This is a genomic window from Leifsonia tongyongensis (assembly GCF_010686705.1).
GTDB classification, from domain to species: domain Bacteria; phylum Actinomycetota; class Actinomycetes; order Actinomycetales; family Microbacteriaceae; genus Diaminobutyricibacter; species Diaminobutyricibacter tongyongensis.
This window is the reverse complement of record NZ_JAAGWY010000005.1, coordinates 195,508-216,091: the sequence shown is the minus strand read 5'-3', so window position 1 is coordinate 216,091 and position 20,584 is coordinate 195,508. Positions and strand designations below refer to the sequence as shown.

Here is a 20,584-nt window from a genome sequence, read left to right as displayed (position 1 = left end):
ATTTGCTACCCCTTGACGCCCGAGTCGATATCGGTCGACGTGAAATACCGCTGGAACACGATGAACAGCACGACGACCGGAGCGGCCAATACGACAGCGCCCGCGAGGATCGCCCCGTACGGGTTCGTTGTCGAAGCGGCGACGGTGCTGATGTAGTTCGCCAACGACACCGCAAGCGGCTGCATCGTCTGCTCCTTGGTAATGAGGAACGGCCATAGGAATTCGTTCCACGGCCCGATGAAAGTCAGGAGCAACACGGTCACGAACGCAGGACGGATAAGCGGTAACGCAATGATTCTCAGGATGGCAAATTCGCCGGCGCCGTCGACCCTCGCAGCATCGAAAAGCTCCTTCGGGATCTGCAGGAAGTATTGCCGGAAAATAAGCACCGCGGTCGAGTTGATCGCGAACGGCAGGATCATGCCGAGATAGTTGTCCGCGAGACCGTAATTGCGTGCAATCAGTACATAAAGCGGCACCATCAGCAGCTGGAACGGGACGACCTGGACAAGCAACGAAAGCGCGAACGTTACTCCGCGACCGCGCCACTGCAGAATGGAGAGGGCATACCCGGCGAGCACCCCCAGCACCACCGTGCAGAGGATGACCCCGCCCGTGAAGATGGCCGAGCTAAGGAGCCCTGTTCCTAGATTGATGCGGTCGTTGATATTGATGAAATTGCCAAAGGTGATGTTCATCGGATGCGGGAGCGCACCCGCGACCGTCGTATCAGGAGCAGCCTGTAGTGCTCCGATCACCATGTAGTAGAACGGGAAGAGGAACGCGATCGCGCCGATGGCGAGGACAACCCCGAGCAGAACGGCTTGTGTTCGGCTGAGTTGTCGCGCGGATGCCAGGAAGTGCCTTCGGCGTCGGCGGCCCCCACTACTGCTCTTAGATGCTGAGGCAGAGCCGCTCGAGCTTGGCTCAGTTGTTCTTGTCATTAGTCTTTGTCTCCCGCGAATCGGTTCTGAAAGAAGGCGATGATCATGACGAACACAACAAGCCCGATGCCAATCGCAGCCGCATACCCCGGATGCCCTTGCTGGAGACCCTGCTGGTAGATCAGCAGCACGGGCGACGTGGATGCGCCGTTCGGTCCGCCGCCGCCGGTGAGGAGGTACGGCTCCGTGAAGAGGTTCGCGCCGATGACTGTCGACAGCAGCAGCACAAGCAGGGTCGCGGTGCGGACGCCTGGGACCGTGACGTAGTAAAACTGCTGGAGACGGCCTGCCCCGTCGGTCGACGCCTGCTCATAGAGCTCGGTCGGCACGTTCTGGAGCGCAGCGAGGTAAAGCAGGATGTAGAAGCCGAGCTGCTTCCAGGTGACATAGATCGCGATCATGGGCATCGCGAGCGTTGGGTTCACGAACCAACTTGGGTCCGGAGCGAGCGGCCCAAGAATGTGATTCACAAGGCCGTCCTGGTTGAACAGAAAAAGCCAGACGCCAATGATCGCGACACTCGCCGTGACGTATGGCACGTAATAGCTGACCCGTAGGAGCGTGCGGAACCGTTTGATGCTGTTGAGACCGCTCGCCAGCACGAGGCTGAGAATGACTGTCAAAGGCACGTTGATTATCAGGAAAATGCCGACGTTGGCGAACGACCTCAGCACGGCAGGATCGGTGAATGCTGTCACGTAGTTGTCGAACCCGACGAACGGGCGGGAGACATTGGCGCCTGGAGCCGCAAAGAAGTAGTCGAAGAACGACATATAGATCGCGAACATCAGCGGGTACGCGAAGATCACGATCACGAACACGAGGTACGGCGCGCCGAACAGCCATCCGAGAGGGTTCTTGCCGAAGATGCGGACGCGCAGCGGTTTCACGGGCCGCTTACGGTTACGACGAATCAGGTCCTTCGGTCCGCTCTCGGTGATTGAGTTTCGGCCAGCACTGGGTGCGCTCAAGCGTCTAGCCATGTCTCTATTTCTCCGCCTGGAGCTTGTCGATCTTCTTGGACGCGGCGCGGAAGGCGTCCTCGACGCTGCCGGACCCGGCGATCACCGACTTCGTGTATGCATCTCGAAGCGCCTGCAACTCCGCGACGGTGTTGGGACCAGAGGGGTCATCGACCGTGCGTGCTGACTGTGAGCCGAACTCTTTGTATGCCGGGTGAGCGGCGAAGTAGCTGGCGTAAACAGTGGCGAGGTTGTCTCGGATCGGCATCTGGCCGCTAATATTCAGAAGCTTGCCGTCCTGGTCTTTGGAGGTAGCGAACTTGAGGACGTCCCACGCGGTCCCTTGGTTCTTGCACGACGTGTACATTCCGATGTTCTTAGCGTCGGGGAAGGTGTACGTCTTGTCGGCGGCGACCCCGTCCTTTGTGGGCACCGGCACGGATCCCCATTGAACTTTGTCACCGTAGAAGGCGATCGCCCAGGGACCGACGATCGCCATCGCGGCCTTACCGTCGGCGAACGCGTCGCCCTGGTACTGCTCGTTGCCAGCCAGCCGGTCGGCGTAGATCGTCTTCCAGAAGTTGGCGACCGCCAACGAGTCGCCGCCGGCTACGTTCGCCATGCCGTTCTGAATAAAGGTGTTGCCGCCGTTCTGGGCAGCGAGCAGTGGCAGGTAATCGAAATTCGCCTGGAAGAACTCGCTTGTAGGCGCCGGGTAAATGGCGTAGGGCGCGGCGCCGGAAGCCTTGATCTTCTTGGCAGCAGCGATGAACTTGCTGTAGGTCGACAGGTCCGGCGAGGTGGGATCAATCCCGGCTTTTCGGAAAATCGTCTTGTTGTAGAAGACCATCACCGGGTTCTGCTTCCACGGCATCTGGTAGTAATCGCCGTCCGACGACTTGTACTGGTCCGCTGTCCTGCCGCTGCGGCCTTCGATGTAGGTGGCGCCATCAGGAAACTTCGATAGATCGACCAGTCCGCCCTGTTTCTGCCATTGGCCGGTCGCTGCGGGAAGGTTGTTGAACACCAGACATGGCGTGGTACCTGCGGTAATCGCCGCGCCGATGACCTCTTCGGAGCTCTTACCGGCCGGCACCTCCTGGGCCGTGATGGGCTCCTTCGGATGCAGGGAGTTCCAGGCCCTCACCATCGCCTTCCCCCAATGCACCTCCTGGGCGTTGTTCGAATACCAGATCGTGACCGGGCCGTGAGACCGGATCGCGTCGGCTTCCAAACCTCCGCCAGTGGTGACGCAACCGGCGAGGGTACTGGCAACGACGCCTGCCGTAAGGATGGACATCGCTAGCGTGCGGAAGCGGGTCGTGGGTTTACGCATTATGTGTTCTCTCTTCGTGCTCTGAGTGCGGTTCGTATTCAAATTGAGGGGGTGAGGAGTGCCGAACCGGACACGACCGCCCTACTGCGCCGCGCAGCCGCTCACCGTGAAGGCTTCGTGGTGCTGACACCGGTGAACGGCAGCAGGTGGTCAGTCGTTATCGCCACCGGTCGTGTCCAACCGGATCGCTTGCGTCCCACCCGCCCAGGTCCACTCCGCAACCTCGGGGATGTCCTCTCCGTGGGACCTCGTGTATTCACGCGCTCTGATTCGCGCATCCTGCATCTCCTGCCGCAGCGTGCCCTCCCTCGCGGCGAGGCCGGGCACGCGGTCGATCACGTCGATGACCAGGTGGTAGCGGTCGAGGTCGTTGAGCATCACCATGTCGAACGGTGTGGTCGTCGTGCCCTCCTCCATGTATCCGCGCACGTGCAGGTTGTGGTGCCCGGCGCGACGGTAGGTCAGGCGGTGGATGAGCCACGGGTAGCCGTGATACGCGAAGATCACCGGCTTGTCCGTGGTGAAGATCGCGTCGTATTCGCGGTCGTTCAGTCCGTGCGGGTGTTCGCCCTCGGACTGCAACCGCATCAGGTCGACCACGTTCACGACCCGCACTTTCAGCGACGGGATGCGGGCCCGCAGGATCGATGCGGCAGCCAGCATCTCCAAGGTTGGGACGTCGCCAGCGCAGCCGAGGACGACGTCGGGCTCTTCCCCGTCGACCTCGGTTCCGGCCCAGTCGAAGATGCCGATGCCGCGCGTGCAGTGCACGATTGCTTCGTCCATCGCGAGCCAGTTCGGTGCTGGTTGCTTACCGGCGACGACAACATTCACGTAGCCGACGGAGCGCAGGCAATGGTCGTAGGTGGACAGCAGCGTGTTCGCGTCGAACGGCAGGTACACACGCACCACGTCGGCCTTCTTGTTGACGACGTGGTCGATGAAGCCGGGATCCTGATGGGATGCACCGTTGTGGTCCTGGCGCCAGACATGGGAGCTGAGGAGGTAGTTGAGAGAAGAGATCGGGCGTCGCCAGGCGATCTGCCTGGACGACTTCAACCACTTCGCATGCTGGTTGAACATCGAATCGACGATGTGGATGAACGCCTCGTACGAGTTGATGACGCCGTGCCTGCCGGTGAGCAGATACCCTTCGAGCCAGCCTTGGCACTGGTGCTCGCTCAGCATCTCCATCACGCGGCCGGACCTTACGAGATGGTTGTCCGAGTCGATCGGCAAGTACTCGGCGTTCCATTGCTTGCCCGTTACCTCGTACACGGCGTGCAACCGGTTGGATGCGGTCTCATCCGGACCGAAGAGACGGAAGTCACGGGGATTCGCCTCCATGACATCCCTGAACCATTCGCCGAGCACCTTCGTGGCCTCCGCGAATGTCTCGCCAGGCGATGGCACCTCGACCGCATACTCTCGGAAGTCGGGCAGCCGCATGTCGCGGCGCAGAATGCCGCCGTTGGCGACCGGATTGGCGCTCATCCGGCGGTCCCCCTTTGGTGCGAGAGATGTCACCAGTTCCACTGGGGCGCCGGACTCATCGAACAGCTCCTCCGGCCGATACGACGCAAGCCAACTCTCGAGCAGCCTGGTGTGGGCTTCGGTATCACGGGCGTCGACGAGCGGAACCTGATGCGAACGCCAGTTGTTCTCCGCCGGGTGCCCGTCGATCTCCTTCGGGCAGCTCCAGCCTTTCGGCGTGCGCAGGATGAGCATCGGCCATGAGGGCCGCTCACCCAACTCACCGGCCGCCGCCGCCTTCTTGATGCTGGCGATCTGGTCGAGGATGCGGTCCATCACCCGCGCCATCCGGGCGTGCACACGCCGCGGGTCCTCGCCGTCGAACCCGCCCGAGACGAGGTACGGCGTGTGCCCGTATCCGCGCATCAAGTCGAACAGCTCGCTTTCCGGGATCCGTGCGAGCACTGTCGGGTTAGCGATCTTGTAGCCGTTGAGGTGCAGAATCGGCAGCACGACACCGTCTCTCACGGGGTCGAGGAACTTGTTGGAGTGCCAGGCCGTCGCGAGCGGTCCAGTCTCTGCCTCGCCGTCGCCAATGACGGTAGCGACCAGCAACCCGGGGTTGTCGAACGCAGCGCCATATGCGTGTGAGAGCGCGTAGCCTAGCTCGCCTCCCTCATGGATCGATCCGGGCGTTTCGGGAGCCGCATGGCTTGGGATGCCTCCGGGGAACGAGAACTGACGGAATAACCGGCGGAGCCCGTCGACGCTTTGGTCGATAGCGCTGTATGTCTCGCTATACGTCCCGTCCAGGTACGCGCTCGCCACCACGCCTGGGCCGCCGTGGCCTGGACCGGCGACGAAGATCGTGTGGAGGTCGCGCTCTTGAATCACACGGTTGAGGTGGGCGTAGATGAAGTTGAGTCCCGGGGTTGTGCCCCAATGCCCTAGCAGCCGTGGCTTGATGTGCTCGGGCGATAGCGGTTCCCGCAGCAGTGGATTGTCAAGCAGATAGATCTGACCAACCGAAAGGTAGTTGGCGGCGCGCCACCAGGCATCCAGTCGGTCCAGTGTCTCGTCGGTCAGCACTTGCGGTGTCGTCGTTTCGGGCATAGTTCATTATGACAGCAATTAGGACTATTTCGTCCACTCTTGGATGCTCGTGCGCTGGCGATCACCCATAGTGGGCGCGTTGAGATCGACGTTTTGGGTGCTTCATTGCCGCGTCCGCCATCTCGCGATTTTGGCGAACCAGAGTCAACCGATACGTCATTCAGCGCCGATTCGCGGGCGATTCAATCGCCAGATCAGTGTTGTCGAAACCGAATATCAACCACGGCCCGGAAAGGACTTCGGCTTCGAGGCGAGCGGCTCAGCTTCGGCAGTCACATCAGATGCTGCGGGTACTCCTGGGAAGATGCCGAATCGGTTCAGCTTCGGGGCTAATGCCGTTGAAACGTCGCAGGATCTACTGGCCGTAGCGTTTTCGGGAGCCCCTCGACGACAAGCAGGTACGAATCGGTCACCAAGTCATTGACAAGCCCGGCGTCGATGTTGCCTCCCGGGTGCAACGTTATCCAGTGCGTCTTGTTCATGTGGTAGCCGGCAGTGATGTCCGTGTGGGCTTCGCGCAACGACAGGGCATCTGCAGGATCTGCCTTGAGGATTACGACAGGTTCCCCGGGCATCGTGGTTTGAAGCATGAACACTTTGCCACCGACTTTCCAAACCTCCCAGTCACCCGTGGACTGATGAGTTCGCTCAGTCCCCGGAAGCTCCGCAGCGCGTGTAGCCGAACGCGTCTTCAGCGTCACGTCGTGGTGCATTTAGCCCTCCTGGCTGTTCGTGTAGACAGATAACCCGCCACCGGCAACGCGGTGCCGTACAGACACGCATAAGCCATCTGGATGGCCCGGCGCCCAGAGGTCGCCGGGCCCAAGGCTCAGAGGAAGGTGAACAGGCGGTCGGGGTGGAACCGCGAGATCGGCGTGCCATACACCTTGGCCGGGTCGGGGTAGCCGAGTGCCATCAGCACGGTGGTGGTGTATCCGGTTTCGCGGATACCGAACGCCTCATCGACGGTGTCTCGATCGAAGCCTTCCAGCGGTGTTGCATCGATACCGAGCTCGGCGGCCGCCATCATCGTCATTCCCAATGCCATGTAGGTCTGTTTTTCCATCCAGTGATTTAGATCCTGGTATTTGGTGTTACGAATGTTCAGGAAGTCGCGGGTCATCGACTCCCACAGCACCTGCGTTGCGGGGTCGGGGAATCGGCCGTCCTCGCGCTCCTTGGCGAAGACCGCGTCCATGTGCTCCTCCGGGACCTCTGTCCGCGTGGTGAGGATCATCGCGTGCGACGCGTTCATCACCTTCTCGGCGTTGTCCTGGAATCGCTCGCCTAGGTTGGTCGCAAGCTTCCTTTTCCCGGCTTCGGTGGAGAGAACGTAGAAGTGGTTCGGCTGCACGTTTACCGACGACGGAGCCGAACGCAGGAATCGAAGCAGCTGCTGCAGCGTCTCTTCCGGAATTGTTTTGCTGCCGTCGAAGTAGCGTGTGAGATGTTTGCTCATCAGCTTGTCGAGATCCATGATTGGTCTTCTTCCTTCTTGATAAATGGTCGTTAGTAGTGAGAAATGGGCGGCGAGGTCAGCGTGGTAAGGCTCAGGGCTTGCCGCGTCCGAGGAGCGTGTCCATACGCCCGAAGTCCATGCCTGTCGTAGCCGTCGCAAGGTCACCGCGCGTAAGCGCGCTGACCGCCTCTTCGACGGCTCCCATCGCGTGGGCATAGAGCGCAGGGCCGACGCTGATCCGCTTGACCCCTACCGCGCGGAGCTCGGCGACGGTCAGCACCGCATCCGCCGGCGAGATGAGGACGTTGACCGGGGTTGGCGCGACCGCGGTGATGATCGCGCGCAGCGAATCGAGGTCGGACGGGTACGGCGCGTAGACAACGTCGGCGCCAACTTCGGCGAAGGCGGTGAGACGGCGGATCGTGTCGTCCAGGTCGGGCCGCCCCTGAAGGTAGTTATCCGTGCGCCCTGTGACTACTATGCGCCCCTTACCCGCTGCCGTCGCCGCGCGCACGCGAGCGACAGCCTCATCGAAGTCACGGATGGGCCGGTCAGGATCGCCTGAGGTGTCCTCGATGCCGATACCGGCCAGTCCCTGCTCGATTGCAGCATTTACTGTCGCGGCGACGTCCTCGGGCGTTTCTCCGTAGCCGTCTTCGAAGTCGCCGTTGACGGGCAGGCCGGTCACGCGGGCAAGCAGCCCCGCGTGAGCGAGATGTTCGTCACGGGTGACTTGGTGTCGTCCATCTTGCCGGCCGAGCGAGGCAGCGAGCGCATACGAGGACGTCGCGATCGCCTCGAATCCGGAAGCGGCGAGGAGTTGTGCCGAGAGGCCGTCCCACGCATTCGGCATGACAAGCCCGCCCTCGCGGGTGTGGAGGGCGAGGAACTTCTCGTAGGTCTCAGAGCTGGACATCTCAGGCCGCCTGTCCGGTGGTGGCGGGCACGTCGACGACTGTCTGGTTGACGTTGTTGATGTAGTTGGTGAGGAGGAAAACTACCGCGATTGTGACGATCGCGAGGATTTCGGCGTCGCTGTATCCGGCCCCACGCACTGCGGCGATGTCCGAATCGGCAACCTGTCCGCGGTTGTCGACTACTTTCTGCACGAAGCGAGCGACGGCTGCGCGACGAGGGTCGGTGGAGCTTCCGGCGCGTGCCAGCTCAATGTCGTCGGATGACATGCTGCCGAGCTCCGACGACACGTAGGAGTGCATGGCCAGGCAGTAGCCGCAACCGTTGGACTCAGAGACGGCCAACGCGATGGTGTGGCGTGTCTTCGCGTCGAGAAGTCGACTAATGCTTCCCTGCAAGCCCATCACGATCTCAAGCACGGCGGGGTTCGCCGCGATCGTGCTGAACATGCTCGGCGCGAAGCCGAGTTGCTTTTGGATTCCGTCGAGGATGCCCTGCGTCCCGTTGGGAACGTCAGCACGGGTGGGAACGGTCAATCGAGACATGGCAGGTGATCCTCCGAGGAATGAGTTGCTGGACTATTTCGTCCATTCCTGTAGTGAACACCATGTCAAAGTGGGTTGTCAAACCCATTTTTCTGGTAAGGTGCCAACGTGAAAAGCATGGAGCGGCCTCCTGGACCGTGGAAGCTCACGGACAAGGGCCGGGCGACACGCGCCCGCATCGTTCGCCACTCGGCGGAGCTGATCCACACGCACGGCCTGCGCGCGACAAACAACGAGTTCATTCGCAACGCCGCCGGAATCAGCGGATCGCAGCTCACCCACTACTTCCCAACCAAAGAAAGCCTCGTCCTCGCGGTCATCGATTGGCAGGCCGACGACATTCTCGAATTCCACCGCAGCGAGCGATTCAAAGCCTTCGACAGCGTCGAAGCCTTTCAGGACTGGGCGGACTTCTACATCCTTTCCGGTCGCCGATTCGAGGATGGCTGCAGCCTCGGCTCCCTAGCAAGCGAGATCGTCAAAACAGATCTCGACATTCACGACGAGCTGGCGCGGGTCTTCAAGCAATGGCATGACATCTTCCGCGAGGGACTCGAGCGAATGCAACAGCTGGGTCGCATCAACGCGTCCGCCGACCCGGCACAGCTAGCCCACATGTTCCTTGCCGCCTACCAGGGTGGCATGTTGCTCGCTCAGATCGCTCGCGACATCAGCCCACTACAGCACTCGCTGTACGCCGCTGTGGACCACCTCCGGACGTTTGTGACCACGCCCGACGACTCCGTCTCTCCTTGACCGCGGCCGACACACATCGCCACCGGGATTGGCCACGAAAGCAGGTTCACCAACTTTGATGTTGAGCGCCGTTTCGCGGGCCGGCACTGTCGCCGATCTGCACTAAAGCAGTTCCTCAGCTGTTGTCGGGTCAGTAGCGGTTGAAACGCCGTCCTGCTGGGTTTTTCGGAACCGAGATGGTGGTTCACCCGTTGCCGCGCGAAATGCTCGAGTGAATGCCGACTCGGATTTGTAGCCGATTTGAGCAGCAATCGCCGCGATATTTTGGTCGGAGTTGGTCAACAAATCGGCGGCAGCCATTAGCCGTGACCGAGTCAGGAACTGTCCGAATGTCAGGCCGGTTGCTGCCTGGAAACGCCGGATGAACGTCGCTCGAGACATCGCAACGTCCGCGCTCAGCGGCTCAATTGACCAGCGGTCCCCGGGTCGGGCGAGGATCTCCTGAATGATCCGGCTAAGTCGCGGGTCGGAAACGGCAGTCCACAGACGCGAATGGGCACCGGATGTACCGCTTGTTCGAAGAACCAAGGCGATGAGAACTGTGCAGAGCGCAGACATGATCGCGGCAGTGCCGGCCCCGTCGAGCTCGGCTTCGGACCGCAACAGTTCACTCAGCCTGGTAAGAGTGGCGTGACCGCCCGCAGACCCGAATAACGAGACGTGAGTGGGCGCAGGAAGGGAGCCGAACAGAATCGCGCCGGCCCCAGCCCCAATTGTGTAATGGCCGCAGAACAAGTCGATGACCGGCTCGCTGTCGTCGTCACTCGTGGTGACAGAGAACGTATTCCCGTGACGTTTGATCGTCGATCGAATTGGCCCAACGCCAGCTGTGAGGATTCGATGCGGGGCGCCCGTGGTGATTATCACCACATCGCCCGCAGTCATTGGGTACCGTGACCCCCCTACTTCGAGGACGCATTCTCCTTCGAGTAGGACATGAAAAGGGATTTCCCGAAGCGCTCGGGAAAGCGGTTCCAGACTCGTTGATCCTCCGAGTAGGCACCGTGTGTCCAGAGTGGCCTCCAGCCGGGCCATCCGCAACAGCTGACTGATCTCATCCATATTGATACTTTCGAGCGAAATGTTGAAACTAAACGGGCTATTTGTAGCACACATGGTAGAGCACACTCTATTTATGGACACCACAACAGCTATCACCGCCGACGTTATCGTTCTTGGATTCGGTAAAGGCGGAAAGACGGCAGCGGCCGCTTTGGCAGATGCTGGAAAGCAGGTCGTGTTGATCGAACAGGCGGAGGGAATGTACGGGGGAACGTGCCCCAATGTTGGCTGTATTCCGACAAAGATGCTCGTGCACTATTCGAACGCGAAACGTTTGGAAGACGCGGCACAGGAGTTCTTCGCCAATTCCATCGAGCGAGTCCGGGCGCTCACCACGGCTGGCCGCGCCGCCAACTTCAACGCAATCGACCGTAAAGACACAGCCACGGTAATCACCGGCTCGGCCCGCTTCACGGACCCTCACACAGTCGCGGTAGGCGAAGGTCACGACGAGATCACCGTTACCGCTTCGACGATCCTGATCAACACCGGGTCCGAACCGATCGTTCCAGACATCGAGGGGATCGCTGATAGCGCACACCTGGTCAGCAGCAGCGATCTCACCCGGCTGGAGAGGTTGCCCGAGCATCTGGTCATCATCGGCGGCGGTTACCTTGGCCTTGAGTTCGCGTCCATATACCGACACTTCGGTTCGGATGTCACCGTCCTCGAGGCCGCTGACCACCTTCTTCCCAAAGAAGACGACGACATCGCGTCCGTCGCAGCCGACATCCTCGCCGGCGACGGGATCACGATCGTCACCGGCTCGACCGTCACTCGAGTTGTCGACACCGAGGGTGGAGCTCTGGTCAGCTACACGATAGATGGGAAAACCTACACGATCCGTGCCGATGCTGTCCTACCTGCAACGGGTCGGAAACCGGCCACTGCCGGGCTGAACCTCGCCGCGGCGGGAGTGGAGACCACCCCGCGTGGTGCAGTGATTGTCGATGAGTTTCTCAGGACAAGCCAGCCGCATATCTTCGCGCTCGGCGACGTCAATGGCGGACCTCAGTTCACCTATATTTCGCTGGACGACTCGCGAATTGTTCTCGATCGGCTTCTCGGTTACGGTACCCGCAGCACAGCGGACCGGGTCGCGGTTCCCCAGACTATGTTCATCACACCGCCACTGGCCACCGTCGGGCTGACGGAGCGAGAAGCACGCGGGCGGGGATTGAACATCAAAATCGCCCGCGAGAACGTCGCAAACATCGTCGCCTTCCGCCGGGCGTACACCGTCGAGGAGACCCGAGGCGTGATGAAGTTCATCCTCGATGCAGAAACCGACCTGATCCTTGGCGCCGCGATCCTTAGCATCGACGCCCAGGAAGTCATCAACACCATCGCACTAGCCATGAGGCAGGGAGTCACGGCCGCGACATTGCAAGATGCGATCTACACGCATCCGAGCACCTCGGAAGCATTCAACGAGGTGTTCACCAAGATCATCGCCTGAACTCTCATGCGGATACGCCCGGCGGACTCTGTTCGCCGGGCGCATCCGCGCACGCAGTCCGCGTTTGTCGTCCTGCGGCGATTGGTTCGGTTGCCGCCCCAACACGTTCAGCACATCGCCGGGACGGCCGCCTCGTCTCTTCCTATGAACTCGACCGGTACCAGAGGTCTAACCCGGTACGGGTCTTTCAGCAGGAGTCGGCCCACAGCCGGCGCGGCCGCTCAGGGTCCGTGTCGTCGAACAGGACGGATGCCACCTCACGAGGGTCGCCGAGCGAATACGTCGCTTCGGTGGTTCCAACCGAAGGGTCGACGCTCCCCTCCGTGTCGTGCTCAACCCAGAGCGAGAAGTTCCACAACCCGCGGAAATCCGCGTCGAGGAGCCCGGGGCCATCCACCACCAGTACGCTATCGCGCGAACGGAACGGAGCAATGGTCTCCATGCGAAACCGGTCCGCTCCAGTATCTCCGGCGCTCACTCGCTGCACATCCTGGCCTGCTTCGCGTAGCGCCTCCGCGAACATCTCGGCCGCTCCTGCCGTGTTGCTGCGTGGGACTCCCGTGACGGCCACAAACCGCGGCCCTTGCTTGTAGATCCCCAGGAACTCGGCGGCCACCCCCGCGTAGAACCCGCGCGCCTGCGTTAGTACTTCCTTGCTGTCTGTCACTTCTTCTCCAATCCGTTTCCACCTGATTGAGCGCTGTAGACCCTGAACCGCATGCATCACGATTAGCGGGAACCATTGCGCACATCGGGATGCTCTTTTCGACTCCCCGACTGTTTAGTCAGCGTCTACTTGGACGACGATCTTTCCCAGGTTGGACGTTTTACTCGAAAATGCCGCTGGCGCCTGATCAAGGGAGACCACGTCCCCGACAAAGGTGCGGATGCGACCTGACCGCACTCGTTCAACCAGCTCCATGAGCTGTGAGCGGTTCGTCTCGACCACAAAGAAGTGCGCGTTTATGTCGGTCCGTGCGATCTCCGGCAGATTCGCTATTGAGATCACTGTTCCGCCACGACGCACACGAGCAGTCAAGCGCGTAGCTACGTCACCGCCGAGAGCGTCGAAGAGGAGATCCACCTCAGGCCCTTCCTCAATGCTGTCGTGTTCCAGATCGAGGAAGCGGTGGGCGCCAGCTTCGGCGATACGTTCACGATGCGCCTGTCGCCCCGCCCCGATTACGAAGGCGCCAGTATCGCGGGCAAGTTGACTTACGAGCGTTCCGACGCCGCCGGCGGCCCCTGCTACAAGCACAGTCTGCCCAGGGAGTAGGGCTGCGTGCTGGAACAGCCCCTGCCATGCGGTTAGCCCGGAAATGGGGAGGCTTGCCGCGGTGACAAAGTCAACATCAGCGGGCAGAGGCGCAAGGTTGCGTGTTTCCACGGCGACGTACTCTGCCAGGGTGCCATCGCGGGCCCAATCGGCTACACCGAATACGCGCTGGCCGATTGTTAGGCCAGTTGTGCCGTAGCCCAGTTCGGTGACGACACCGGCCACCTCATGTCCCGGAATCGTGGGCGTTCGATCGCGACCGGCACGGTCTGTCCACGTCGCCGGCCATTCAAGTTCGCCGGGTGTGAAACCGGCTGCGTGTACGCGAACAATGACATCGTTCTCGGCCGCATGCGGGTACGGCCGGTCCTGAATGGTCATTCCTGCAGGTCCAGCAGCACGGTCAGTTACGGTAATTGCTTTCATCTTGAGCTCTCTCGTAGAAATCGGTCTCCTAAACAACTGACGATGTAGGTACCCGAAACGTGAGGTTCCGGCGTCGCGGGTAAAGTTGCGCCTCATCGCAGTCGACGGATGGCACGCCGCGGAGCAGCTAGCCCCTGAGCGCACCTTAAATTTAGAGATGCGGAAGCGCCCAAGGGGAGTCGCTCATCTTGATGATCGCGGCCGCTAGCGTTTGCGTATGGCGCATCTTGAGGCAGTCGCGTGGACCGCGAAGCGCGGTGTCCTTCGGCGTGAAGGGGTGAGCGCTGAGTTCGAGGAGGTGCTGGATCGTGGGTCTAAGTCAATCGACGCCGAGGTAGACGGTCTTTTCCCAGGTGTAGAAGTGTGTTGCGGTGTGTCCCTGCTCGCGGAAGGTACCGGATGAGGAGTCCTTGACTCCGCCAAAGGGTACGTGCAGATCGAGCCCGGCGGTGGCCCGGTTCACCTTGATTACTCCGGCGTGAGCGCGCTCGGCGAAGTCCGACGCGTGGGAGAGGTTCGTGGTGCAGATTCCCGCCGTCAGTCCGTACGCGGAATCGTTTATCGCGGCGAGTCCTGCTTCGTAATCGGGCACGTCCATCACGGCGATGATTGGTCCGAAGATCTCTTCTGCGGCGAGCGGTGAGGTGTGTTCGACGTCGATGGCTATGACAGGCTCGAAGCGCAGCCCATCGCTTTCCGGACGGCCGTGCAGCAGTGTTGCGCCGTTGTCGACAGCTATCTGGACGGCCGTGAGATCCCGTTCCAGCTGCGCGTCGCTCGCCACCACCCCCATGGCCGTGTCCGGCTGCATGCCGTCGCCCGGTGCGTAGGTCGCTGCGAGGGCGGCAAGTTCCGCGAGAAATGCGGATCGAATGCCGGGTGTCACGTACACGCGCGAGGTGGCGGTGCATGCTTGTCCGGTGAGTCCGAAGCCGCCGGAGGCCACGATCTGCGCTGCCCGGCGCGGGTCGGCGTCATCCACGACGAGGACCCCGTTCTTGCCGCCCATCTCCAGCTGGCTGCGGGCACCGCGCTCGTTCAAGACGCGCTCGAGCTGCCGTCCGACCCTGGTCGAACCCGTGAAGGAGACCGCCGTGATGCGGTCGTCGTGCGTTAGTACCTCGCCCACGGTGCTGCCGCTGCCGTGGACCACATTGAGAACACCGGCCGGCAGCCCTGCGTCGTGAAGTGCGGCCGCGAGATGACTTGCCGACATCGGTGTGAGGTCCGACGGCTTGAGTACCACGGCGTTGCCGGCGAGGAGGGCAGGTGCCGTCTTCCAGGCCGGAATAGCGATGGGGAAGTTCCAGGGGGTGATGAGTCCGACGACGCCGAGTGGCTGGCGTCGCGTCGAGATGGTCGTTCCGGGCAGCGCGCTCTCGTACGTCGCTCCTGTCGACGCCCACCCGAGTGACCCGAAGAATTGCAGCACGCCCACGGCACGGGCGACCTCACCGGATGCCTCCGCGATAGTCTTCCCCTCCTCTCGGACCAGGTCGGCCGCGACCTGTCCGGCACGCGTGCGGAGGAGTTCCGAGGCACGCATCAGGACGGCGCCCCGCGCTGGAGCCGGAACGGCCGCCCACTCGCGCTGGGCTGCCGTGGCAGCGGCGATCGCGGTGTCGGCGTCTGCGCGGGTGCCTAATGCGGCAATGACGGCCACCTGGTCAGGTCGCGCGGGGTTGCGGCGTTCCATCACCGCGTCGCCCGTGAATTCCCCGTTGATGAGGTGCTGTGCTATCGCTGTCGATGACATCTGCTGGTCCTTCCGATGAGATTAGTGAGTGCGAACGAGGCCGCCGTCGCAGCGCAGCGCCACGCCGGTGATGTAGCTGGCACGTACGCTGCAGAGGAACGCGGCGGCATCCCCGAATTCCTCCGGGGTGCCGTAGCGTCCGACGGGGATGGTGGATTGCGAGCTCCTTGTCACTTCCGCCGCATCGATCCCCTCCCGTGCTGCTTGCGCTGCGTCGAGTCGGGCGACCCGGTCGGTGGCGATCCGCCCGGGGAGCAACAGGTTCACAGTGACGCCCTCGCCTGCGACCTCGTTCGCGAGGGTCTTCAAGTATCCGGCCAATGCTGATCTGCCGAGGTTGGAGGCGGCCAGGTTCGGAAGTGGCGCTACGACCCCGCTGGATCCCACCGCGAGGATCCGTCCCCAGCCTCGAGCGCGCATGCCTGGCAGGGTACGCATGATGAAATCGTGTCCGGGTGAGACGAGCTGGTCGAATGCCGCCGTCAGGTCGGCCGTGCTCAGGTCGGCGGTGGTCGACGGGCGCGGGCCCGGGCCGTTGACGACGAGGATGTCGACCGCGCCGAACCACGCCTCGGTCGCGGCGATCGCCGCTGCGCGGGAGGATGGGTCCGTGACGTCCAGTTCGACACCGATCGCGGAGGGAAGCGATTCCGCGATCTCCTGAGCCACGGCAAGCCGGCGTCCGGTGATGACGACGTGTGCGCCTTCGTGTCCGAGGGATTCCGCGATGGCACGTCCCAGACCGCCGGTGGATGCGGCGACGAGGGCGGTGCGTCCGTGTAATCCGAGGTCCATCTAACGCCCCCTTTCTTCGATGAGTTCGGCACGGCGGAGCTGGTCCGCGGCGATCTCGCGCAATTGCTCGGGGAACGCCGCGGCGGGCGGCCGGACGGCTCCATCGCCGATGAGGCCCCGGCGTGCCAGCAGATCCTTGCGCAGAGCGAGTGCCACCCGGGGCTGCTGTTCGTAATTGACGAGGGGGAGGTAACGGATGAATGCCTCTCGTGCGCTGTCACTGTCGCCGGCGTGCCAAGCGCTCACGCATCCGACGAGTGCCTCGGGAAAGGAGAATCCGGTCATCGCCCCCGCGGCGCCCGCAGCGAGCTCGTCGAGCAGGCTCTGTCCGCCCAGCCCCCCGAACACGGAGACGCTGACGCGATCCACTATTCGTGCGATGGCCGCAGCTGTTGGCGGCGCCTCGGCCTTCACCGCGCAGACGAACGGGCACGCTTCGACGATCTCGATCACCCTGTCGGTGGAAACGGTGACGTGGCTCGCCACCGGGTAGTCCTGCAACACGATCGGAGTGTTCGTCTCCGCGTGGATGGCGTGGAGGTGTTCGATGACGACCTGGGGAGAGCCGCTGTTGATCTGCACCATGACCGCGCGCACACGGTCGCCGGCTGCACTGCGCGCTGAGGTGACCTCCGCGATGGAAGGCGCCGTCGCGAGCGCGCTCACGCCGACCACCATCGGCAGTTCTGTGCTGGTGGCGACAGTGCGCAGGATGGCCGTGCGTTCCTCGCCGCTGAGCGAAGAGGCCTCCCCGAACACCCCGAGCACTGTGAGGCCGGTTGCGCCGCACTTCTCGTAAAACTGGACCAGCCGAGTGAGGCTCGGGAGGTCGAGGTCTCGGTTCGGCCCAGCGAACGGCGTGGCCAGAACTCCCCATACGCCCGGCTCCAGAGGTGCGGCGTTCCGCTCGCCGACGGTGTTCGCTGCCGTCGTCATCGACCCTTCCATTCGGGCCGGCGCTTCTCCTGGAAGGCGGCGATGCCTTCGATGGCATCCTCACTGTCCAAGGCGGCCATCAGCGCCGGAAGGCGCATCCCACGCGCTTCCGAGGCCGTGAGCTGCGCCGTGCGAGTGACCATCTGCTTGACCGCGCGCACCGAGGTGGGCGCACAGGCGAGGATGTCTGCGATCCAGCGCTCGGTGGCATCGTGGAGCTCGTCGGCGGCGACCACTTCATTCACGAGTCCCATCGCCGCCATCTCGGCTGCCGATGCCCGCCTCCCAGTAAGCAGCATCCCCATCGCCTGCGTGTAAGGAACGCGTCGTACCAGGAGGTGGATGCCGCCGTCCAGAGCGAGCCGCCCGACTCGGGGCTCGGTCAGGCCGAAGCGTGCGTTCTCGCTCGCGATGACGATGTCGGCGCCGAGGACGATCTCCATGCCGCCGCCGAGGGCGTAGCCGTTCACCTGGGCGATCACCGGGATATCGAGGGTGCTCCGCAGGCTCACACCGCCGAATCCGTTCGGGTCCAGCTCCGCCCAGTACTCGAGGCCGGTCTTGCCGACGCTCCCCGCGGACATGTCCGCCCCGGTGCAGAACGCCTTCTCGCCTGCTCCGGTGATGACGACTGCCCGCACTCCGGCGTCGGCCTCGATCGCGGCCCAGATCTCGTTCAACCGGTCGTGTGTCCTCCGGTCGACTGCGTTGAGCACGTGCGGACGATCGATGGTGACCGTCGCGACCCCGCGGGAGTCGAGCTCGTAGCGTACTTCGTCGGTCATCCGAGCACTCCCAGTTCTTGCAGCCGTCCGATCGTCTGTTCGTCGAACCCGTGTTCACGCAGCACCTCCACGTTGTGCTCACCCAGACGGGGCGCGACGCGGCGCACGGTGGCGGGTGTCTCGGAGAGGTGGATCGGCGCGTTCAGCATGCTGAAGCGGCCGGCCACCGGATGGTCTCCTTCGACGATCATCCCGTTTGCGACTGTCTGAGGGTCGGCGAGCGTCTCGGCGAGGGTGAGGACGGGGGCGTTGAGAACCCCTTCTGCTTCGAGACGGGCCGTCCAATGGGCTGTCGTGCCGGTCGCGCATCGCTGCGCCAGCAGCTTCTGCAGTTCTGCGCGGTTCTCCACCTGTTTCTCGAACGTGGAGAATTCCGGGCGTTCCGTGAGATCCTCCCCGAACTCCAGGGCGGCGCTGATCCGTTTGAGCGGGTCGGTGGAGAAGCCCCCGACGAGGCACACGGCCGAGTCGGTGGTCGCGAAGACTCCTGTCAGGGGCATCGCCCCCCAGTTGACCTCGAAGCCCCGGTTGAGTTGCATGCACGCCTCCTGCATCTGCATGTGCAGCATCGAGTCGTACATGCTCACATCCACCCGCTGCCCGACACCAGTGGCGTCGCGGGTGCGCAGTGCGAGGAGGATGCCCTGGAACAGGTGCATGCCCGTCGTGTAATCGCACAAAGTGGTCGGGTAGACCGAGAGCGGCAGATCGTCGGAGCTGCGCCGCCGCATCACGCCCGAGTAGGCCTGGTTGATGACGTCCTGGCCTCCGAGATCGGCATGCGGTCCGGTTGGCCCGAACCCTGTTCCGGAAGCCCAGACGAGCCGAGGATTGACAGTGCGCAGTTCCTCATAATCGAACCCCATCCGCTCCATCACCCCGGCCCGGAAGTTGCTGACCACGACATCGGCCCTCGCGATGAGTTCCCGAAGCGCGGCGCGACCCTCCTCCTGCTTGGTGTCTATGGTGATGCCGCGTTTGTTGCGATTGATCGCGAGGAAGATCGGGTTGTCCTTCCCGTCCCTGTCTGGCAGCGAGTTGCGTGAGGTGTCGCCGGCCCCTGGCCGCTCGACCTTGATGACGTCGGCGCCGAAGTCGCCCAGCATCTGCGTGCAGCTCGGCCCCATGAAGACCTGCGTGAAGTCAACGACGGTGATCCCCGCCAGAGGGAGTGCCGACGCGGCGGCAACGGATTCCTGTGGCCGCGGGGTCATGAGGCGACCGCCACCGTGTTGTCATCCTCGATGAGGGCGTTGGCGGCGGGCCGGTCACCTGGGTCTGCGTTGTGGGCGCGCATTCCGCGCTGGATCTCAGTCGCATCCACGTTGCGCACCCGAATCCCCTGCTGGACCGCCAGGGAAGCCGCCACGGCGGTCGCCTGTCCCATCGCCATGCACGGGGGGATCTCGCGCGACGACTTCTGGGCGTCGGAGGTCGCCGAGAAGTGGCGGCCCGCGACGAGCAACTGGTCGACATTCTTCGGCAGCAGGGAACGGTACGGGTAGTAGTAGTCGCGGCCGCGAGCGACGGTGTCCGTGAAGTGACGACGGCGCACGACGTCCTCCTTCGTCATGACGTACTCGCCCTGCAGAAGCCTGGTCTGACGCACGCCGATCTGCGGGGCGGTGTCGAGCACATAGGAGTCCTCGAACCCTGGCAGGAACTCTCGCACGTACGCGACGGCCTCACCGATGCGGTCACGGCCGGCGAAGTCCGCCTCGGTCAGTGATCGGGGATCGGTGCCATCGAACCCGGTCATATGCGGGGCGTTGCACCAGACCACCCCGGGAAGCGGGGTCTTCAGCCACCACAGGTCCCATGCCCCGCCGAGGATCCGCTTGACCTGCCTATTGATGGCCCGCGCCTCCTTCGGATTCTGCTGCTCGTACTCCTCAGCCAGTCGCGTGTTCACCCCGCCCAGACGGAAGACGAGTGTCGTGATGTAGGCGCCCTGGATGAAGTCGGCACCGGCACGGGATGCTACGTCGATGTCGCCGGTCGTGTCGATCACGACCGTGCCGAGGTGTGCCTCCGGCCCAGCCTTCGTCTCGACGACGACGCCCTTCATGACACCGTCGTCGACGATCGGTCGCGAGAAGAAGGAATGCAGGACGAGATTGACTCCCGATTCCCGGACCAGGTCGTTGGAGACACGCTTCCAGCCGTCCGGATCGAAGGCGGCTGCATAGCAGATCGGCTTCGGATGGGTATGACTGTGGAAGTCGAAGGTGCCGAACCGTCCCCACTTGTTCCACAGTTCCTGCGACATCGCACGGTCTTCGGGAGGAGGAACAACAGCCAGACCCAGTTTCTGCAGTCGCTCGATGTACTCCGAGACGATACCCGTGACCGTGATCTCCTGACCGTTGATCATGTCGTCTAGCACAAGGACCATCCCGCCGGAGGCCAGGCCGCCGAGGTAGGAGTATCGCTCGATGAGAGTGACGGACATGCCGCTGCGCGCCGCCGTCACTGCTGCCGCCACCCCTGCCGGACCACCGCCGACGACGAGAACGTCGGACCGGGAGACGACCGGTGCAGAGACCTCATCTGAGCTGATGAGCAGGTGTTGCGAAGACATTCGTT

19 protein-coding genes are annotated in these 20,584 nt (G+C 62.8%); 2 read left to right on the top strand and 17 right to left on the bottom strand.

What is annotated here, in order from left to right; all coding sequences use genetic code 11:
* Window positions 1-5: 5 nt before the first annotated feature.
* From G3T36_RS18440 to G3T36_RS18405, 8 genes are all read right to left on the bottom strand, one after another.
* A complete protein-coding gene (locus G3T36_RS18440) occupies window positions 6-944 on the bottom strand; it encodes a carbohydrate ABC transporter permease (protein WP_163291323.1) in 939 nt (312 codons plus the stop codon).
* Window positions 944-1,927, bottom strand: coding sequence for an ABC transporter permease subunit (locus G3T36_RS18435; protein ID WP_163291322.1), 984 nt, complete (start codon window positions 1,925-1,927; stop codon window positions 944-946). The genes G3T36_RS18440 and G3T36_RS18435 overlap by 1 nt, the downstream gene beginning before the upstream one ends.
* Window positions 1,928-1,931: 4 nt before the next feature.
* Window positions 1,932-3,242 carry an ABC transporter substrate-binding protein gene (locus tag G3T36_RS18430; protein ID WP_163291321.1) on the bottom strand — a complete coding sequence of 437 codons (1,311 nt, stop codon included), beginning with the start codon at window positions 3,240-3,242 and terminating at the stop codon, window positions 1,932-1,934.
* Window positions 3,243-3,392: 150 nt separating this feature from the next.
* A complete protein-coding gene (locus G3T36_RS18425; RefSeq protein ID WP_163291320.1) occupies window positions 3,393-5,828 on the bottom strand; it encodes a phosphoketolase family protein in 2,436 nt (811 codons plus the stop codon).
* A 329-nt stretch (window positions 5,829-6,157) separates the two neighbouring features.
* Window positions 6,158-6,541 (bottom strand): MmcQ/YjbR family DNA-binding protein, encoded by a 384-nt coding sequence (locus G3T36_RS18420; protein ID WP_163291319.1) that lies wholly within the window; start codon window positions 6,539-6,541, stop codon window positions 6,158-6,160.
* 116 nt (window positions 6,542-6,657) lie between these two features.
* Window positions 6,658-7,305, bottom strand: coding sequence for a nitroreductase family protein (locus tag G3T36_RS18415; protein WP_163291318.1), 648 nt, complete (start codon window positions 7,303-7,305; stop codon window positions 6,658-6,660).
* A 73-nt stretch (window positions 7,306-7,378) separates the two neighbouring features.
* Window positions 7,379-8,203: an isocitrate lyase/PEP mutase family protein gene (locus G3T36_RS18410; RefSeq protein ID WP_163291317.1), complete on the bottom strand. Its 825-nt coding sequence runs from the start codon at window positions 8,201-8,203 to the stop codon at window positions 7,379-7,381.
* A gap of 1 nt (window position 8,204) precedes the next feature.
* On the bottom strand, window positions 8,205-8,747 hold the full coding sequence (locus tag G3T36_RS18405) for a carboxymuconolactone decarboxylase family protein (RefSeq protein WP_163291316.1): 543 nt from the start codon (window positions 8,745-8,747) through the stop codon (window positions 8,205-8,207).
* 117 nt (window positions 8,748-8,864) lie between these two features.
* Here G3T36_RS18405 and G3T36_RS18400 point away from each other — a divergent pair, with 117 nt between their 5' ends.
* Window positions 8,865-9,503, top strand: coding sequence for a TetR/AcrR family transcriptional regulator (locus G3T36_RS18400; RefSeq protein ID WP_163291449.1), 639 nt, complete (start codon window positions 8,865-8,867; stop codon window positions 9,501-9,503).
* 102 nt (window positions 9,504-9,605) lie between these two features.
* On the opposite strand, the gene G3T36_RS18395 is transcribed toward G3T36_RS18400, so the two are convergent.
* Window positions 9,606-10,565: an AraC family transcriptional regulator gene (locus tag G3T36_RS18395; protein WP_163291315.1), complete on the bottom strand. Its 960-nt coding sequence runs from the start codon at window positions 10,563-10,565 to the stop codon at window positions 9,606-9,608.
* Window positions 10,566-10,638: 73 nt separating this feature from the next.
* Here G3T36_RS18395 and G3T36_RS18390 point away from each other — a divergent pair, with 73 nt between their 5' ends.
* Entirely contained in the window at window positions 10,639-12,024 is a 1,386-nt protein-coding gene (locus G3T36_RS18390; RefSeq protein ID WP_163291314.1) for a dihydrolipoyl dehydrogenase family protein, read from the top strand.
* 187 nt (window positions 12,025-12,211) lie between these two features.
* Here the strand turns inward: G3T36_RS18390 and G3T36_RS18385 are convergent, their stop codons facing one another.
* From G3T36_RS18385 to G3T36_RS18350, 8 genes are all read right to left on the bottom strand, one after another.
* Window positions 12,212-12,691, bottom strand: a complete 480-nt coding sequence (locus tag G3T36_RS18385; RefSeq protein ID WP_163291313.1) for a nucleoside/nucleotide kinase family protein — start codon at window positions 12,689-12,691, stop codon at window positions 12,212-12,214.
* Window positions 12,692-12,805: 114 nt separating this feature from the next.
* Complete coding sequence (locus G3T36_RS18380) at window positions 12,806-13,681, bottom strand: NADP-dependent oxidoreductase (RefSeq protein ID WP_240148647.1); 876 nt, start codon at window positions 13,679-13,681, stop codon at window positions 12,806-12,808.
* 364 nt (window positions 13,682-14,045) lie between these two features.
* The gene (locus G3T36_RS18375; RefSeq protein WP_163291311.1) at window positions 14,046-15,482 is read right to left on the bottom strand and encodes an aldehyde dehydrogenase family protein; all 1,437 of its coding nucleotides are present in this window, start codon (window positions 15,480-15,482) and stop codon (window positions 14,046-14,048) included.
* Window positions 15,483-15,503: 21 nt separating this feature from the next.
* Window positions 15,504-16,277, bottom strand: coding sequence for an SDR family oxidoreductase (locus G3T36_RS18370; protein WP_163291310.1), 774 nt, complete (start codon window positions 16,275-16,277; stop codon window positions 15,504-15,506).
* Window positions 16,278-17,213: a dihydrodipicolinate synthase family protein gene (locus G3T36_RS18365; protein WP_163291309.1), complete on the bottom strand. Its 936-nt coding sequence runs from the start codon at window positions 17,211-17,213 to the stop codon at window positions 16,278-16,280.
* On the bottom strand, window positions 17,210-17,998 hold the full coding sequence (locus G3T36_RS18360; RefSeq protein WP_163291308.1) for an enoyl-CoA hydratase-related protein: 789 nt from the start codon (window positions 17,996-17,998) through the stop codon (window positions 17,210-17,212). The genes G3T36_RS18365 and G3T36_RS18360 overlap by 4 nt, the downstream gene beginning before the upstream one ends.
* Window positions 17,995-19,212 carry a CaiB/BaiF CoA transferase family protein gene (locus G3T36_RS18355; protein WP_163291307.1) on the bottom strand — a complete coding sequence of 406 codons (1,218 nt, stop codon included), beginning with the start codon at window positions 19,210-19,212 and terminating at the stop codon, window positions 17,995-17,997. The genes G3T36_RS18360 and G3T36_RS18355 overlap by 4 nt, the downstream gene beginning before the upstream one ends.
* The gene (locus G3T36_RS18350; RefSeq protein ID WP_163291306.1) at window positions 19,209-20,579 is read right to left on the bottom strand and encodes an FAD-dependent oxidoreductase; all 1,371 of its coding nucleotides are present in this window, start codon (window positions 20,577-20,579) and stop codon (window positions 19,209-19,211) included. The genes G3T36_RS18355 and G3T36_RS18350 overlap by 4 nt, the downstream gene beginning before the upstream one ends.
* Window positions 20,580-20,584: the final 5 nt, after the last annotated feature.